The sequence below is a fragment of the Tardiphaga robiniae genome (genome assembly GCF_001618955.1).
GTDB lineage: Bacteria > Pseudomonadota > Alphaproteobacteria > Rhizobiales > Xanthobacteraceae > Tardiphaga > Tardiphaga robiniae_A.
In genome coordinates this window covers 1-17,498 of record NZ_LVYV01000016.1, presented here as the reverse complement: position 1 = coordinate 17,498, position 17,498 = coordinate 1, and the positions used below count along the sequence as shown (strand labels likewise).

The 17,498-nt window shown below is 63.6% G+C and carries 11 protein-coding genes; all 11 read left to right on the top strand.

Annotated features, from left to right (window positions below; all coding sequences use genetic code 11):
* Positions 1 to 133: 133 nt before the first annotated feature.
* The 11 genes from ubiE to trxA all read left to right on the top strand — a co-directional run bounded on the left by ubiE (position 134) and on the right by trxA (position 17,187).
* Positions 134 to 895, top strand: a complete 762-nt coding sequence (ubiE, locus tag A4A58_RS16805; protein WP_068734169.1) for a bifunctional demethylmenaquinone methyltransferase/2-methoxy-6-polyprenyl-1,4-benzoquinol methylase UbiE — start codon at positions 134 to 136, stop codon at positions 893 to 895.
* On the top strand, positions 892 to 2,460 hold the full coding sequence (gene ubiB / locus A4A58_RS16800; protein WP_068734118.1) for a 2-polyprenylphenol 6-hydroxylase: 1,569 nt from the start codon (positions 892 to 894) through the stop codon (positions 2,458 to 2,460). The genes ubiE and ubiB overlap by 4 nt, the downstream gene beginning before the upstream one ends.
* A 60-nt stretch (positions 2,461 to 2,520) precedes the next feature.
* A complete protein-coding gene (gene coaBC / locus A4A58_RS16795; RefSeq protein WP_068734116.1) occupies positions 2,521 to 3,966 on the top strand; it encodes a bifunctional phosphopantothenoylcysteine decarboxylase/phosphopantothenate--cysteine ligase CoaBC in 1,446 nt (481 codons plus the stop codon).
* Positions 3,963 to 4,427 (top strand): dUTP diphosphatase, encoded by a 465-nt coding sequence (gene dut / locus A4A58_RS16790; protein ID WP_068734114.1) that lies wholly within the window; start codon positions 3,963 to 3,965, stop codon positions 4,425 to 4,427. Before coaBC ends, dut begins: the two co-directional genes overlap by 4 nt.
* Positions 4,428 to 4,599: 172 nt before the next feature.
* Complete coding sequence (locus A4A58_RS16785) at positions 4,600 to 7,122, top strand: sensor histidine kinase (protein WP_068734168.1); 2,523 nt, start codon at positions 4,600 to 4,602, stop codon at positions 7,120 to 7,122.
* Positions 7,119 to 8,657, top strand: coding sequence for a tRNA (adenosine(37)-N6)-threonylcarbamoyltransferase complex ATPase subunit type 1 TsaE (gene tsaE / locus A4A58_RS16780; protein WP_068734112.1), 1,539 nt, complete (start codon positions 7,119 to 7,121; stop codon positions 8,655 to 8,657). The genes A4A58_RS16785 and tsaE overlap by 4 nt, the downstream gene beginning before the upstream one ends.
* Before the next feature lie 157 nt (positions 8,658 to 8,814).
* The gene (locus tag A4A58_RS16775; RefSeq protein WP_068734110.1) at positions 8,815 to 9,132 is read left to right on the top strand and encodes a PilZ domain-containing protein; all 318 of its coding nucleotides are present in this window, start codon (positions 8,815 to 8,817) and stop codon (positions 9,130 to 9,132) included.
* A gap of 159 nt (positions 9,133 to 9,291) precedes the next feature.
* On the top strand, positions 9,292 to 10,014 hold the full coding sequence (locus A4A58_RS16770; RefSeq protein WP_068734166.1) for a nucleotidyltransferase family protein: 723 nt from the start codon (positions 9,292 to 9,294) through the stop codon (positions 10,012 to 10,014).
* A 68-nt stretch (positions 10,015 to 10,082) separates the two neighbouring features.
* Positions 10,083 to 13,277, top strand: coding sequence for a double-strand break repair protein AddB (gene addB / locus A4A58_RS16765; protein WP_068734107.1), 3,195 nt, complete (start codon positions 10,083 to 10,085; stop codon positions 13,275 to 13,277).
* Positions 13,274 to 16,765, top strand: a complete 3,492-nt coding sequence (addA, locus tag A4A58_RS16760) for a double-strand break repair helicase AddA (RefSeq protein ID WP_068734106.1) — start codon at positions 13,274 to 13,276, stop codon at positions 16,763 to 16,765. The genes addB and addA overlap by 4 nt, the downstream gene beginning before the upstream one ends.
* Positions 16,766 to 16,866: 101 nt before the next feature.
* The gene (trxA, locus tag A4A58_RS16755) at positions 16,867 to 17,187 is read left to right on the top strand and encodes a thioredoxin (protein ID WP_068734104.1); all 321 of its coding nucleotides are present in this window, start codon (positions 16,867 to 16,869) and stop codon (positions 17,185 to 17,187) included.
* Positions 17,188 to 17,498 lie beyond the last annotated feature (311 nt).

Below are 17,498 nucleotides of genomic sequence, written 5' to 3'. Positions count from 1 at the left end.
AATCCGAAGTTCGCTTGAGGGTGCGGCAATGACGGCGAACTTCGGATTTTGGACACTAATGAGGCTGACGTGATAGCCCCATTGCCGCAGGCGCGCTATGGTCCGCCGCGATGAGGCTTTTGAGATGAAAACGATGGATCAGCCGGGCGAAACCACCCATTTCGGCTTCAGGGACGTCCCGGTGGGCGACAAGCAGACGCTGGTGAACGATGTGTTCCACAGCGTGGCCCGGCGCTACGACCTGATGAACGATCTGATGTCCGGCGGCATGCATCGCGTCTGGAAGGACGTGATGATCAATCAGCTCAACCCGCCGCGTTCGGATGCGCCCTTCGCCCTGCTGGATGTTGCCGGCGGCACCGGTGACATTTCCTTCCGCGCCGCCAAGGCGTCGGGCCTCGGTTTCTCGGCGACGGTCTGCGACATCAACACCGGCATGCTCGATGTCGGCCGCGAGCGCGCCATTACCCACCATCTCGAACATCAGGTCTCCTTCGTCGAGGGCAATGCAGAAGAGTTGCCGTTCGCCGACAAGAGCTATGACGCCTATACGATCGCCTTCGGCATCCGCAACGTGCCGCGCATCGACCGCGCGCTCAGTGAAGCTTACCGCGTGCTGAAGCCGGGCAGCCGTTTTCTCTGTCTCGAATTCTCGACCGTCGACGTGCCCGGCCTCGACAAGATCTATGACCTGTTTTCGTTCAAGGTGATCCCGCCACTCGGCAAGGCCGTCACCGGTGATTCCGAATCCTATCAGTATCTCGTGGAATCGATCCGCAAGTTTCCGAAGCCGCCGATTTTCGCCGACATGATCCGCGAGGCCGGCTTCTCCCGCGTGAAGTATGAACTCCTCTCGGGCGGCATCGTCGCGCTGCATTCGGGCTGGCGTTTGTGATCTCTGCACTCAATCATATGGCGCGGCTGGCCCGCGCCGGCTTCGTGTTTGCGCGCGAAGGCGTGTTCGGCGTCGTCGATCCCTCGCTGGTGCCGCCGCCGGGACAGCTCGCGCTGCGCATGGCGCGGCTGATCGAACGGCCCGGCGCAAAATCCGGCGCGCGGCTGTCACGCGCACTGACCCGGCTCGGCCCGGCCTATCTCAAGCTGGGACAGTTTCTCGCGACGCGGCCCGACGTGGTCGGCGTTGCCATGGCGCGCGATCTCGAAAGCCTGCAGGACCGGCTGCCGCCGTTCTCCCTGACCGAAGCCGAAGGCGTCGTCGCCGCTTCACTGGAACGCCCTGTGGCGCAGCTCTATGCGAGCTTCAGCCCGCCGGTCGCCGCGGCCTCGATCGCGCAGGTGCATCGCGCCGAGATCGACAAGGACGGTGTCCGCAAGACCTACGCCGTGAAAGTGCTGCGCCCGAATGTCGCCGCGCAATTCCGCCGCGACCTCGGCGATTTCGCTTACGTCGCCCATAAGGCTGAAGAGCATTTTTCCGAAGCGCGGCGCCTTCGGCTGATCGAGATCATCAATACCATGTCGCGCTCGGTGGCGATGGAGATGGATCTTCGTCTCGAAGCCGCAGCACTGTCCGAGATGGCGGAGAACACCCGCAACGATCCGGACTTCCGCGTCCCGGAAGTGGACTGGGATCGCACCTCGCACAATGTGCTGACGATGGAGTGGATCGACGGCATCGCGCTGAACGATCACAAGGGCCTGGAAGACTCCAACGTCGATCTGCCGGACCTTGGCCGCAAGGTGATCCAGAGCTTCCTGCGCCACGCGCTGCGCGACGGCTTCTTCCATGCCGATATGCATCCGGGCAATCTGTTCCTCGATCCTGACGGCCGCCTCGTCGCGGTCGACTTCGGCATCATGGGCCGACTCGGTCTGAAGGAGCGCCGCTTCCTCGCAGAAATTTTGCTGGGCTTCATCACCCGCAACTATCGCCGCGTCGCCGAAGTGCATTTCGAGGCCGGCTATGTGCCCGGCCATCACTCGGTCGAAAATTTTGCGCAAGCGATCCGCGCCATCGGCGAGCCGATTCACAATCGCACCGCCGAAGAAATTTCGATGGCCAAGCTGCTGACGCTGCTGCTCGAGGTCACCGGTCTCTTTGATATGCGCACGCGGCCGGAATTGATCCTGCTGCAGAAGACCATGGTCGTCGTCGAAGGCGTCGCGCGAAGCTTCGATCCGAAGCTCGACATCTGGAAGGTCGCCGATCCCGTCGTTCGCGAATGGATCGAACGCAATCTCGGACCACTCGGCAAGATTCACGGCGCCCTCGCCGGCGCCGGCGAACTCGGCAAGGTGGCCGGCAGCCTGCCGGCCCTGGCAACGCGGGCGCTGACAGTGCTGGAACAGTTGGAGACCATGACCCGGGATGGCGTCAGGCTCGACGACGCAACCATCGCCGCCATCGCGCGGGCACGGGCGAAGCAGCTCCGCTGGCGCACGGTTGGCGTCTGGGTGATCGCGTTGTCATTCCTTGGGCTCCTGCTGTCGATCCGCTAGAGTGATTGCAATGCTGGCATTTTGTGCTAGCATTGCTGTCATAACGAGCGTGAGATTATCATGGCCAGCCTGACTATCCGCAAACTCGACGACGCGATCCGCGATGAATTGCGACTGCGTGCGGCTCGCAACGGCCGATCGGTCGAGGACGAGGTGCGGGTGATTTTGCGCGAGGCGTCGCAAGACGGCCTCAAGACTGACGCAAGATTTCCGCAAGACGCGCCAGACCCCGAAAACTCACGCAAGCCATTGAAAAACATCGGCGATCAGCTCCGCGTCACGCTGATCATCGGCGGCGGAATCGCGGCCTATAAAGCGCTCGACCTGATCCGCCGGCTGAAAGAGCGCGGCATCCACGTCCGCGTGGTGCTCACCCGGGCCGCGCAACAATTCGTCACCCCGCTGGCCGCCAGCGCGCTGTCCAACGAGCGTGCCTATACCGACCTGTTCGACCCGCAGAGCGAATTCGATGCCGGGCATATTCGTCTCGCGCGGGAATGCGATCTGATCGTCGTCGCGCCGGCAACCGCCGACCTGATGGCGAAGATGGCCAATGGCCATGCCGATGATCTGGCCTCTGCGATTCTCCTGGCCGCCGACAAACCGATCCTGGTCGCGCCGGCGATGAATCCGCTGATGTGGAATAACGCCGCGACGCGCCGCAATGTCGGGCAATTGCAGCGTGACGGCGTGCGGATGATCGGGCCTAATGCCGGCGAGATGGCCGAACGCAACGAAGCCGGTGTCGGTCGCATGGCCGAGCCGACCGAGATTGCGATTGCGGCTCACACCTTCCTGCGTCCGCCGCGCGCGCAGCCGCTGGCCGGCAAGCGCGTGCTGATCACCGCAGGCCCGACCCATGAGCCCATCGATCCCGTGCGCTACATCGCCAATCGCTCGTCGGGCAAGCAAGGCTATGCGATTGCCGCCGCGGCACGGGCTGCCGGCGCCGAGGTCATTCTCGTCTCCGGCCCTGTCGATCTCGACGAGGTGCCGGGCGTGTCGATGACGCATGTCGAATCCGCGCGCGACATGCTCGCCGCGGTTCAAGCCGCACTGCCAGTGGACATCGCGATCTTCGCGGCGGCCGTGGCCGACTGGCGCGTGGTCAATGAGGGCGCGCAGAAGCTGAAGAAGACGGCCGGCAACGCCATGCCGCCGCTGCAGCTCACGGAGAATCCCGACATCCTCGCGACGATCTCGAAACTATCCGAGCATCGGCCACCGCTGGTGATCGGTTTCGCCGCCGAGACCGAACACCTGATCGACAACGCCAAAGCCAAGATCGCGCGCAAGGGCTGCGACTGGATCGTCGCCAATGACGTATCGCCCGCGACCGGCATCATGGGCGGCGACGACAATACCGTGCATCTGCTGACGCGCAGCACGGACAGCGCGGATATCGCCGTTGATTCGTGGGCGCCGATGAGCAAGGAACAGGTCGCGACGACCCTGGTCGCGCGAATCGCCGACACCGTGACGCAATCCACGAAAGACCAATCATGAGCGCTGCCATCCCCGTTCAGGTCGACGTCCAGCAGCTCCCGCATGGCGCTGGCCTCGCGCTACCGGCCTATCAGACCGCGCATGCTGCCGGCCTCGATCTGCTCGCCGCGGTTCCCGAAGACCAACCGATGATTCTCGCCCGCGGCAAATATGCGCTGGTGCCGACCGCGCTGACCATCGCGCTGCCGCCGGGCTATGAGGCGCAGGTGCGCCCACGCTCCGGCCTTGCCGCCAAGCACGGCATCACCGTGCTGAATTCACCAGGCACCATCGACGCCGATTACCGCGGCGAGATCGGCGTGCTGCTGATCAATCACGGCCTCGCGGATTTCACGATCAAACGCGGCGAGCGAATCGCCCAAATGGTGATCGCGCCGGTCACGCATGCGGAACTCGTGCTGGCCGCGGCGCTGAGCGAAACCGAACGCGGCAGCGGCGGCTTCGGATCCACCGGCCGCTAGCGCGTATTTCGTCACATCGCGCAGCATTTAAATCAAATGCGCCTGCATTTTTTAACCGGGGACTCTGCGTTCACGGTCTGGACTCTTACCCGGCGACTCCCGAAGCGGATATTGTCGAACGATTCGCGATCGGGAGGGGCTGGTCGGGAAGACGTGCGGTTTGGGGCGAATGATGTCAGGCGTGATCGCGGCGATGCGTCGGACCTTGCTGTCGTGCACTTTCATAGTGCGCGACGGGCTTGTCGGCATCAGTGCGTCTGCACTTCTGGCCACCTCCTCGGCGTCGGCCGCCGACGAACCCTTCATTACCCAGACGCTCGCCAATCTGCTCGATCTCGATCGCCAGGAAATCGCTGCGCTGACGACAGCCACAGCGGTGCTTGGCTTCTCGGTCGTCTCCGCCATCCTGCTGATGCACAACCGCATTCGCTCCGCCAAGACCGAGGCGAAGCTGCGCGCCGAGCTGCATACGCTGCAGGTTGAATCCGACCGCTTTCGCGCCTTGCTGTTCACCGAACCGCAGGTGCTGATCGCCTGGGCTGCGGGCGAAACCCGCCCCGATATCTCCGGCGACACCGCATTGATGATGTCGCACGACCCGCAGCAGCATCAGCCGCAGCGCATTCTCGCGTTCGGAACATGGCTGCCGCCGGAACCCGCGCTGCGGATGGATCATGCCGTCGACGCACTGCTCGATGCCGGCGAAGGTTTCCTGCTCAATCTGACGACCTCCAGTGGCCGCGCCATCGAGGCGATGGGCCGCGCCATCGGCGGTCAGGCCATTGTCCGGATTCGCGAATTGAGCGGTTTGCGCCGCGAGCTCGCCGAAGTCTCGCTGCGTCACAAGGAACTTGCGGAAGAAGCCGAGATTCTTCGCGGCTTCGCCAATGCCGCGCCATGGCCGATCTGGGCCAAACAGGCCGATGGCCGATTGAGCTTCGTCAATGCGGCCTATGCGCGTGCGACTGAAGCGACTGATACGGGCGATGCGGTCGGTCGCAATCTGGAACTTCTGGACAGCGACGACCGCAGCAATCTGGCGCGGGCGCTGAACGACAACCAGCCCTTTGCCGCGCGCGTGCCGATCGTGATCTCCGGCGAACGGCGCATCTTCGACGTCCATGCGGCGAAAGTCGCCAGTGGCAGCGCCGGCATGGCCATCGATGCCAGCGAAGCCGCCGCGCTATCAGCCGCCTTGGTGCGGATGGCCGAGGCGCATCGCCGCACGCTCGATCAGCTGTCGTCGGGCGTCGCCGTATTCGACGGCCAGCGCCGCCTCGCCTTCTACAACGACTCCTATCGCCGGCTGTGGGATCTCGACCGCACCTTCCTCGACGGCAATCCCGACGATTCCAGTGTGCTCGACCGTCTCCGTGCTGCGCGAAAACTGCCGGAGCAGCCCGACTTCCGCGCCTGGAAGGCCAAGCTGCACGAAGCCTATCGTGCCGTCGAAGCCCATAAGGATGTCTGGTATCTGCCGGATGGCCGCGCGCTCTCGATCGTCACCACGCCGAATCCCGAAGGCGGCGTCACGTATCTGTTCGACGATGTGACCGAGAGCCTTGAACTGGCGCGGCGCTTCGATGGCCTGATCCGCGTTCAGCGCGAAACGCTCGACAATCTTGCCGAAGCCGTCGCCGTGTTTGGCAGCAACGGTCGCGCGCAACTGTTCAATCCGGCTTTCGCCAAGATGTGGAAGCTGTCGGACGAAGCGCTGGAACAGCGTCCGCATATCGAAATGGTCGAGACCTGGTGCCGGCCGTTGTTCGACGACACTCCGACATGGCAGGCGATCCGCAGCGCCATTACCGGGATCGACAATCGCAAGTCTGTTCCGCTCAAGCTCGAGCGCAAGGACGGCAGCGTGCTGGCCTGCATGACCATGCCGCTGCCTGACGGCGCGACCATGCTCACCTTCCAGGACATCTCCGACGCCGAGAATGTCGAGCGCGCGCTGCGCGAGCGCAACGAGGCGCTGGAGACCGCCGACCAGATGAAGGTCGACTTCGTCCACCACGTCTCCTACGAGCTGCGCTCGCCGCTGACCACGATCATCGGCTTCGCGCATCTGCTCAGCGATCCCGTGACTGGCCCGCTGATGCCGAAGCAGGCCGAATATCTCGACTACATCACCACCTCGACCGGTGCGCTGCTGGCGATCATCAATAATATCCTGGATCTCGCCACCATCGATGCCGGCGCGATGACGCTAAATCTCGGCCCGATCGATATCCGCAAGACCATCGCTGCGGCGGCCGAAGGCATTCAGGACCGATTGGTGCGCGACCGCATTGCGCTGCAGATCGATGTCGATCCCGCCATCGGCAGCTTTACCGGCGACGAAAGCCGTGTCGTGCAGGTGCTGTATAATCTGCTCGCCAATGCCGTCGGCTTCTCGCCGCATGATGCCGCAATCACGCTGACCGCGCGACGATCCGAACACACCATCACCTTCACCGTCACCGATCGCGGCCCCGGCATTCCGCCCGAGGTAAAGGACAAGGTATTCGACTGGTTCGAGAGCCACGCCAATGGCTCGCGCCACCGCGGCGCAGGACTTGGCCTGTCGCTGGTGCGCTCCTTCGTCGAGCTGCATGGCGGCAAGGTCCGCGTCGATTCCGCGGTCGGCAAGGGCACCACCGTCAGCTGCGACTTCCCCATCGACCAGACCGCGCATCGCAACGCCGCCGAATGACCGACCCCATCATAAACGAGTCCTGCACATTTTCGCTGGCGCTCGCAAATGAGGCGGCCACTGCGCAATTGATGGCCGACCTCGCTCTGCTGATCGGCCCCGGCGATGTCATCACGCTCTCGGGCGATCTCGGCGCCGGCAAGACGGCCGCGGCACGCGCGATGATTCGCTATCTCGCCAGCGATTCTGAACTCGAAGTGCCGAGCCCGACCTTCACGCTGGCGCAGAACTATGACCTGCCGTCGTATCCTCTCATCCATGCCGATCTCTATCGTATCAACGACGCGAGCGAACTCGAGGAGATCGGCCTATCGCCGTTGCCGGACGACGTGGTCGCGCTGATCGAATGGCCGGAGCGCGCCGATGGTACGCTGCCGCCAGATCGCATCGATATTGCGCTCAGCCATCGTCCGGCACTGGGCTCCGTGGCGCGTGCCGCGGAGATCACCGGTCACGGCAAGGCCGCATCGATCGTTCTGCGCCTGAAAGCACTGCGTGAATTTCTCGAAGAAGCGCGCTATCTCGACGCCACGCGCCAGCGCATGGCCGGCGATGCGTCGACGCGCTCCTATGCGCGGCTGATCCGCGGTGATGACGTCTTCATCCTGATGAATGCGCCGAAGCGGCCGGATGGTGCGCCGGTCTATGACGGCAAGTCCTATAGCGCGGCAGTGCATCTGGCCGAAGACGTCAAACCCTTCGTCGCCATTGCAAACGGTTTGCGCGCGCAGGGGATCTCCGCGCCGGCGATTCATCACGCCGACCTCGATGCGGGTTTCCTGATTACCGAGGATTTCGGCACGGCGCCGGTGACCGAAGGTGAGCCGCCGGCGCCGATCGCCGAGCGCTATCAGACCGCAACCGATATGCTCGCAATGCTGCACGGCAAGACGCTGCCGGAGACGCTGCCGCTGTTGCCGCATGTCGACTATGCCATTCCCGTCTTCGACACCGACGCATTGCTGGTCGAGATCGGCCTGATGCCGGAATGGTATCTGCCGGACCGCGACGCGCCGCTCGCAGACGACGCCCGCACTGAATTTGTCACGATGTGGCGCGAGCTGCTGGCGAAGCCTGCTGCGGCACCGAAGACCTGGGTACTGCGCGACTTCCATTCGCCGAATATCATCTGGCTCGACACCCGCGAGGGCATCAACAAGGTCGGCGTAATCGACTTTCAAGACACGGTCCTCGGCCCCGCCGCCTATGATCTCGTCTCGCTGCTGCAGGATGCGCGTATCGATGTGCCTGAGCAGTTGGAGCTGACCATGCTGACGCGCTACATCAAGGCGCGGCGCGCAGCCGATCCCGCTTTCGATGCCGCGGCTTTTGCCGAACTCTATGCGATCATGTCGGCACAGCGGAACACACGACTGCTTGGTACATTTGCGCGGCTCAACCGCCGCGACGGCAAGCCGCATTATCTCAAGCACCAGCCGCGGATTTGGACCTATCTCAACCGCTCGCTGGCGCATCCGACGCTGGCGCCGTTCCAGCAGTGGTATGCGGCGCATGTGCCACCGCCGCGAGCCTAGAGCCTTTTGTATTGACGCGTTTTCTCGACGCGAACCGGTATCCACCTCACGCGAAAACGTTCTAACACTTCCTTAACCACTTATTAGTCGCACACACTCTATCCTGCGCTTGAGCCCTGCACGTGCGGGGCTTGGCGTACTGGACAAGGGACGTGTCATGACGGAGCGGCGTGCCGGAGATCGGGTCGTTTTCGAGCGCGGCTTTCCTGCGCACATGATGGGCATCGACGGCACCTGGCGTCGCTCCTGCATCATGGAAGATATTTCCGAGACCGGCGCCAAACTCACCGTCGATGGTTCTGTCGAAGGACTGAACCTGAAAGAATTCTTCCTTCTGCTCTCGTCAACCGGACTTGCCTATCGTCGCTGCGAACTCGGCTGGGTCAATGGCGACCAGATTGGTGTGAACTTTCTCAAACCGAACGACAAAAAGAAAAAGACGAAACGTTCCGAGACACAGGAGGCAGAAACGTGACTGTGCAGACGGGTGCTATTGTCGCATCCGCGTCATCTCGGCCGATTATGGCTCGATAGGTTCATGCATGCGACACGCCGCCGTGCTACCATTATTTCAGCTCAAAAATTCAAGAACGATTCCATCAAGGCCCATTCTTCTACCAAGGCCAATGTCACCATGTCCGTAAAGCCCACCAAAGCAATGGTTCTCGCCGCCGGCCTAGGCCTGCGCATGCGACCGCTCACCGACAATCTGCCGAAGCCGCTGGTCCCTGTCGCAGGACAGCCGCTGCTGGATCACGTGCTCGACAAGCTCGCCGCTGCCGGCGTGACCGAAGCCGTCGTCAATGTGCATTACCTGCCCGACCAGATCATCGATCATGTCGCGATGCGCACCAAACCGAAGATCACCATTTCCGATGAGCGCGATCAGGTGCTCGGCACCGGCGGTGCTGTGGTGAAGGCGCTCCCGCTGCTCGGTAACGAGCCGTTCTATCATCTCAATGCCGACACGATGTGGATTGACGGCGTGCAGCCGAATCTCGCGCGTCTTGCGGAGGCCTTCGATCCCGCCCGCATGGACATCCTGCTCCTGATGGCACCGACCGCCAACAGCATCGGCTATGCCGGATGCGGTGACTACGCGATGCTCACCGATGGTGCGCTGCGTCGCCGTAAAGAAAATCAGGTCGTGCCGTTCGTCTATGCCGGCGTCGCGATCCTATCGCCCGCTTTGTTCAAGGATGCTCCATCTGGTGAATTCTCGCTGACCGAACTGTTCGACAAGGCCAATGAACAGGAGCGCCTGTTCGGCCTGCGCATGGAGGGCGTCTGGATGCATGTCGGCACGCCCGATGCCGTGCGTGCCGCCGAAGACGCGTTCCTCGCCAGCGTCGCCTGAGTTTCCTGCGACTCCCGCCGCCCTTCCAGCCATGCCATGATGCACCCTGATCACGAATCAGGGTGTTCATGCGCGTCTTCAATATTCCATCCTCGGCGCCGTTTCTGCGCACGCTGATCACCGCGCTCGTCGACGGTGATCTCGTCGAGGGATTTTCCGCGCGCAAGGCGCCGGAAAAACTGGCCGAAGTCACCCTGTATCTGCCGACCCGACGCGCCGGCCGCATGGCGCAGGAGATCTTTCTCGACGTGCTCGGCACCGACGCCGTGCTGCTGCCGCGTATCGTGCCGCTCGGCGATGTCGATGAGGAGGAACTGGCCTTTGCGCAGGCGGCATCGCCCGAGGCTCTTGAAAGGCTGGATGCTCCCGCAGCACTCGACGGGTTGCAGCGCCGTCTGCTGCTGGCGCAATTGATCGCCGCCTGGGCGAAACAACTCGCGCCGGACGATCCCACGCAGACGCCTCTCGTGGTCGGCGGCCCGGCCTCGACGCTCGCACTCGCCGACGATCTCGCGCGATTGATGGACGACATGGCGACGCGCAAGGTCGACTGGAGCACGCTGGACGGGCTGGTGCCCGATGCACTCGATCAATATTGGCAACTCACGCTGCAGTTTCTCAGCATCGCCAAGGACGTCTGGCCAGGCATCCTCGCTGCGCATGATGCGATCGAACCAGCCATCCGCCGCGATCTCTTGATCGACGCGGAAGCGGCGCGCCTGAAGGCGCACAAGGGTGGACCGATCATTGCGGCCGGCTCGACCGGCTCGATGCCGACGACGGCGAAATTTCTGCGCGAAGTCGCAAAGCTGCCGCAAGGCGCCGTCGTCTTGCCGGGACTCGATACCGATCTCGACGACACCGCATGGAATCTCATCGGCGGCAGCAAGGATGCATTCGGCCGCACAGAGTCGTCCGCATCGAATCATCCGCAATTCGCGCTGCATGCGCTGCTCGAACGTTTTGGCATCACGCGTCGCGACGTGATGACCCTCGGCACACCGTCACCTCAAGGGCGCGAATTGCTGGCGTCGGAGGCGATGCGGCCGTCCAATGCCACGGCACAATGGCATACGCGACTGGCGCAGCCGGCCGTGGAGCAAAAGATCGCGGCCGGCATGCAGAAGCTCGCCGTGATCGCCGCCGCCAATCCGGAAATGGAAGCGCTGGCCATCGCGATTGCGATGCGCGAGGCCCATGAACTCAAGAAATCCGCTGCGCTGGTGACGCCCGACCGCGCACTGGCACGCCGGGTGATGGCCGCGCTCGGACGCTGGAATCTGAGCTTCGACGACTCAGGCGGCGACGCGCTGACGGAGACCTCGGCCGGCATCTTCGTGCGCCTCATCGCGGAGGCCGCAGCGGAGCAGCTTGAGCCGGCAACATTGCTGGCGCTGCTGAAACATCCGCTGTTTCGTCTTGGCGCCGCGCCGAACGCCTGGACAGATGCCATCGAGACGCTCGAACTCGCGCTGCTGCGCGGCACGCGGCCGACGCCCGGCACCGCGGGACTCGCGCAGGACTTCGCGCGCTTCCGCGATGAACTCGGCAAGCTGCGCCGCCGCGAAGCGTCGATGCTGCATGGCGCCGAACCGCGCGCAAAACTGAACGACGACCGGCTTGACCGCGCGGAAGAACTGATCGAGGGATTGCGCGCCGCGCTGGCGCCGCTGGAAGGCATCCACCCCATCAGGCCGATCGATTTCGCGGAAGTCGCCTTGCGGCATCGCGAGGCGATCAAATTGTTGTCGCGCGACGACAGAAGCAACGATGTCGCACTTGTCGGGCGCGAGGGCACGGCGCTGACCAAGGCATTCGACGATCTCGTCGTCATGGAGACTGTCGCGACCGAGAGCAGCGATGAGGAGCGGCTGCGCCCCAGCGGGCTGATGATGCAGCTCCGCGATTATCCCGATGTGTTTCAGACCGCCTTCGCTGACCGCATCGTGCGCCGGCCCGAAGTCGCCAATGCCAGCTTGCGCATCTATGGCCAGCTCGAAGCGCGGCTGACGCAATCGGACCGCGTGATTCTCGGCGGTCTCGTCGAAGGCATCTGGCCGCCCTCACCGCGCATCGATCCGTGGCTGAGCCGCCCGATGCGGCATCAGCTCGGGCTCGATCTGCCGGAGCGCCGCATTGGTCTTACCGCGCATGACTTCGTGCAGTTGCTCGGCACTGAAGATGTGATCCTCAGTCACGCCGCGAAAGTTGGCGGCGCGCCGGCCGTCGCGTCGCGCTTTCTGCACCGGCTCGAAGCCGTTGCCGGCGAGACCCGCTGGGAGGCCGCGCTGGCCGCGGGCGAGCATTATGTTCGCTATGCCGAAGAGCTCGATAAACCCGAGACCGTCACGCCGATCGCCCAACCGGAGCCGCGGCCACCACGCGCCGCACGCCCGCTCAGGCTGTCGGTCACCGCCATCGAGGACTGGCTGCGCGATCCCTATACGATCTACGCCAAATATATTCTGGGTCTGGCGCCGCTCGATCCCGTCGACATGCCGCTGTCAGCAGCTGACCGGGGATCGGCGATCCATGCGTCGCTTGGCGACTTCACGATGGAATACAGCAAGGTGCTGCCGGACGATCCCGCGCGTGAGCTGCGCAGGATCGGCGATCAACATTTTGCACCCCTGATGGCGCGCCCTGAGGCGCGCGCATTGTGGTGGCCGCGTTTTCTGCGCATCGCGTCGTGGTTTGCGGCCTGGGAAATCGACCGCCGCATCAATGTCGCCAGCATCGACGCGGAAGTGCGCGGCGAGATCAAGATCCCGCTCGATCACGGTCGCACCTTCCATCTCTCAGCCCGCGCCGACCGCATCGAGCATCGCAGCGACCGCACCTTTGCGCTGCTCGACTACAAGACCGGGCAGCCGCCGACCGGCAAGCAGGTCCGCATGGGCCTGTCGCCCCAACTTACGCTCGAAGCCGCGATCCTGCGCGAAGGCGGATTTGCCGGCATTGCCGCGGGCTCGTCCGTGAGCGAACTCGTCTACGTCCGGCTCAGTGGCAACAATCCGCCCGGCGAAGAGCGACTGCTCGAACTGAAGATCGAGCGCAAGGATGAACCGCAGGATCCCAATGATGCCGCCATCGAAGCGCGCGCCAAGCTGGAAGCGCTGATCCGCAGCTTCGAGGACGAGGCCACGGCCTATACGTCGCTCAGCCTGTCCATGTGGTCGAACCGCTATGGCAGTTATGACGATCTGGCGCGGATCAAGGAGTGGTCAGCCAATGGTGGCGCTGGCGGCGGAGGCGATTCATGAGCGGCCCGCGCAACATCCCGCCTGCGGCGAGCGCCAAGCAGCAGCTGGCGTCCGATCCCGCGTCCTCGGTGTTCGTCTCGGCAAATGCCGGCTCCGGCAAGACCTATGTGCTGGTCAATCGCGTAATCCGGCTGTTGCTCAACGATGTGGCACCAGAGAAAATTCTCTGCGTGACCTTCACCAAGGCCGCGGCGGCGAACATGGCGGAACGCGTGTTCACACGGCTCGGTCACTGGGTCACGCTTGACGACGCTGCGCTTGATGCTGAGATCAAAAATGCCGGCGCTGTTCCCAGCCGCAAAGTGCGCGAGCGCGCGCGCGAATTGTTCGCCAGTGCGCTGGAGACGCCTGGCGGCCTGAAAGTCCAGACCATCCACGCGCTGTGCACGCGGCTGCTGCAACAGTTTCCGTTCGAGGCCAATGTGCCGGCGCGGTTCAGCGTGCTCGACGACCGCGACCAGAACGAAATGATGGAGCGCGCCAGCCTGCAGGTGTTGTTGCAAGCAGCCGCCGCACCCGACAGTGCCGAAGGCCGCGCGCTGACAACGGCCATGACATCGGCGGCGGACGTGACGTTCCGCGACGTGGTGCGCGAGGCGAGCCTTTCCCGCGATCAGTTCCTAGCCTGGATCGCGCGCGCCGGCTCGACCGACGCCGCGATGGCGCAGCTCTCTGCGACGCTCGGCGTTGCGCCCGGCGACAGCCGTGAAAGCGTCGAGCTGGAGATCATCGACGGGCCGCATCTGCCGCGCGAGCGCTGGATACCCGCTGCCGACATCTTCGCAACCGGCAGCAAGACCGATAACGATCAGGCCGCGCGGCTGCGTGAGGCTTTGGCATTGTCGGGCGCCGAGCAGGTCGAGAAATATCTCGAACTGTTTCTGACCAAGGACCAATCGCTCCGGAAATCGCTGGCCACCAAGAAGATCGCCGACAGCCGGCCTGATCTGCTCGCCGCCCTGCAGCGCGAGGGCGACCGCGTGATCCCGCTGCTCGAACGCCGCCGCGCCGTCGCCATGCGCGAACGCACCCAGTCGCTGCTGGTGATCGCCAGCCAGGTCGCGGAGAATTATCGCCGCGAAAAGAACGAGCGCGGGTTGCTGGACTATGACGACCTGATCGCGCGGACGCTGGAGATGCTCGATCGGGTGTCGTCGAGCTGGGTGCATTTCAAGCTCGACCGCGGCGTCGATCATGTGCTGATCGACGAGGCGCAGGACACCAGCCCGCGGCAATGGGACATCATCACCCATCTGATTTCGGAATTCACCTCCGGCGAAGGCGCGCGCGACGGCCTCAAGCGCACCATCTTCGCGGTCGGCGACGAGAAACAATCGATCTTCTCGTTCCAGGGCGCGGCGCCGCGCGAATTCGACCTGCGCCGAAAGGCATTGCAGAGCCGGTTCAAGGATGCCGGGATGAAGTTCGATCCCGTCGCATTCAGCCATTCATTCCGGTCGGGGTCGGCGATTCTGCAATCCGTGGATCACGTGTTTCGCGACGAAGCGATCTTTCGCAGCATCCACGCTGTCGAAAACGGCTATCCGATTCATGAAACGCTGGACGATGCCGGCCCCAGCCTGATTGATCTGTGGGAGCTGGAGCAGCCCGACGACCGACCGAGTATCGAAGGCTGGCAGGCGCCATTCGATAGGAGTTCCGAGACCAGCCCGGAAGTGAAGCTCGCGCGCCGTGTTCAGGCCGAGATCAAGGATCTGATCGCGGCGAAGACCGAAACAGGTCCGATCGGAAAACGCCGCGCATTGCGCTATGGCGACATGCTGGTGCTGGTGCGCCGCCGCGGCAAGGCGTTCGACGCCATCATCCAGGCATTGAAACATGCCGGCATTCCCGTTGCCGGCGCCGACCGGTTGAAACTCACCGAACATATCGCCATCATCGACCTGATGAATCTGGCCGACGCGCTATTGCTGCCACAGGACGATCTCGCGCTCGCGACGGTGTTGAAGAGCCCGCTGTTCGGACTCGACGACGATGATTTGTTCAAACTGGCCTGGGAGCGCACGGGCTCGCTGCGCAACGCGCTCGTCGAGAAAGCCGCAGGCGACGACAAGCTCGCCGGCGCGCTGAAGCGGCTCATTGCCTGCGAGAAGCGCTTTGCCAGCGAGACGCCTTTCGCGTTCTACGCCTGGCTGCTTGGCGGTGATCACGGCCGCGCGCGCATCCTGCGCCGGCTCGGCCATGAGGCCAATGATGCGCTCGACGAATTTCTCGAACTTGCGCTCGGCTATGAGCGCAAGGCGCCGGCCTCGCTGCAAGGCTTCGTCGCCTGGCTGCGTGCGGCCGACACGGAAGTGAAGCGCGACATGGAAATCACGCGCGACGAGGTTCGCGTGATGACCGTGCACGGCGCCAAGGGTCTCGAAGCGCCGGTCGTGTTCCTGGTCGATACCACATCGTCGCCAGCGGATTCGCAGCGGCTCAACCTGATCCACCTCCCGCAAGGCAATGCCGCGCCGAACGCACCGGGCGTCGTGGTCTGGGCCGGCAAGAAGGCCGACGATCCACCGGCGGTCGCAGCTGCACGCGCTGACATGATCCGCGATACCGAGGACGAATATCGCCGGCTGCTTTATGTGGCGATGACGCGCGCGGCCGATCGCCTGATCGTCGGCGGCTGCATGCCCGGCAATCGCAACGAGGTGCGGCCGCTGTCCTGGTACGATCTGATTCAGAAAGGCCTCGAGAACTCGGGCCTTCATATGCAGCAGGTGCCGCCACCGGACGGCGTGGTGAAACGCTATACGCGGGTGGAAGACGTCGTACCCGCGCCGGGCACTGCAACGCCTGTCGCTGCGGCTGCACCGATCGTGCTGCCGGCGTGGCTGCGCGACAAGGTCGGCGACCAGCCGCGCCGCGAAAGCCTGCTGCGTCCATCGGATGCCGACGACGATGACGACGGGCGCGGCCAGCGCTCGGGCGAATCCGAACGGCTGCGCCAACTGGCACTACAGCGTGGGAACCTCGTGCACCGGCTGCTGCAATCGCTGCCCGACATTGCCGCCGAGAAACGGCGCGAGACCGCGCTGAATTTCCTGTCACGCAATGCGGCTGACTGGACCGGGGTGGAACGCGAGGCCCTAGCCACGCAGGTGTTGTCGTTGATCGGCGATCAACGCCTTACCGAGCTGTTTGCTCCGGGCAGTCGTGCCGAGGTGGCTGTGGCCGGACGACTGACGCGCAAGGATGGGTCACCCGTGCTGGTGTCGGGCCAGATCGACCGGCTGGTTCTGACCAAGACCGAGATCCGGATCGTCGACTACAAGACCAACCACAACCCGCCGCGCAAGCTGATCGAGGCGCCCAAGGCCTATATTCGGCAGCTGGCGCTGTATCGCGGCGTGCTCGCCAAGTTATACCCAGATCGGCCGACCCGGGCCGCCCTGCTCTGGACGGAAACGCTTGAAATGATGGAGATTTCCGGTGCTGCGCTGGACGCGGAGCTGGCCGCTATCATCTCACTGTGACCAACCTTGACCCGGCAAGGGGGCGTTCATAGGTTGGATGCATCATTCCAGCGCGCGAATCTTCCAGCGCGCCCTTCATTGAACAGGACGAGGATACGACAATGGCCGTTGGCAAGGTGACAGACGCCGATTTCGAAGCAGAAGTGCTCAAGGCGACCGGGCCGGTCGTGATCGACTTCTGGGCCGAATGGTGCGGTCCGTGCCGCATGATCGCGCCGGCACTCGATGAGATCTCTGCTGCAATGGGCGAGAAGGTCACCATCCTAAAGCTCAATGTTGACGAGAATCCGAAGACCGCCTCCAAGTATGGCGTGATGTCGATTCCGACGCTGATGATCTTCAAGGGCGGCGAAATGGCCTCGCGCCAGGTCGGTGCGGCGCCGAAGGCGAAGCTGCAGCAGTGGATCAGCGCCGCGGTGTGATCGCGCTGCGCTATATCTGAGAGTTCGAACGGCCGGTGATTATTTCACCGGCCGTTTTCGTTTGACGTGATGGAGCTCACCTTCTCAATTGTCGTCCCCGCGAAAGCGGGGACCCATAGTCACGATCACTGTGTTTGAAACGGCAGAGCCGTCGCTACAGCATTTCAACTATGCTCTCGGCGTGTATGGATCCGCTGAGTTCTCAAACGAAGTGCAACACCAGACTAGGGTGTTGCGATGGACCGAACCTACGCCCAGCTGTCGCTGGATGACCGCTACAGGATTGCCCAGCTTTACGCCGAAGGGCGCTC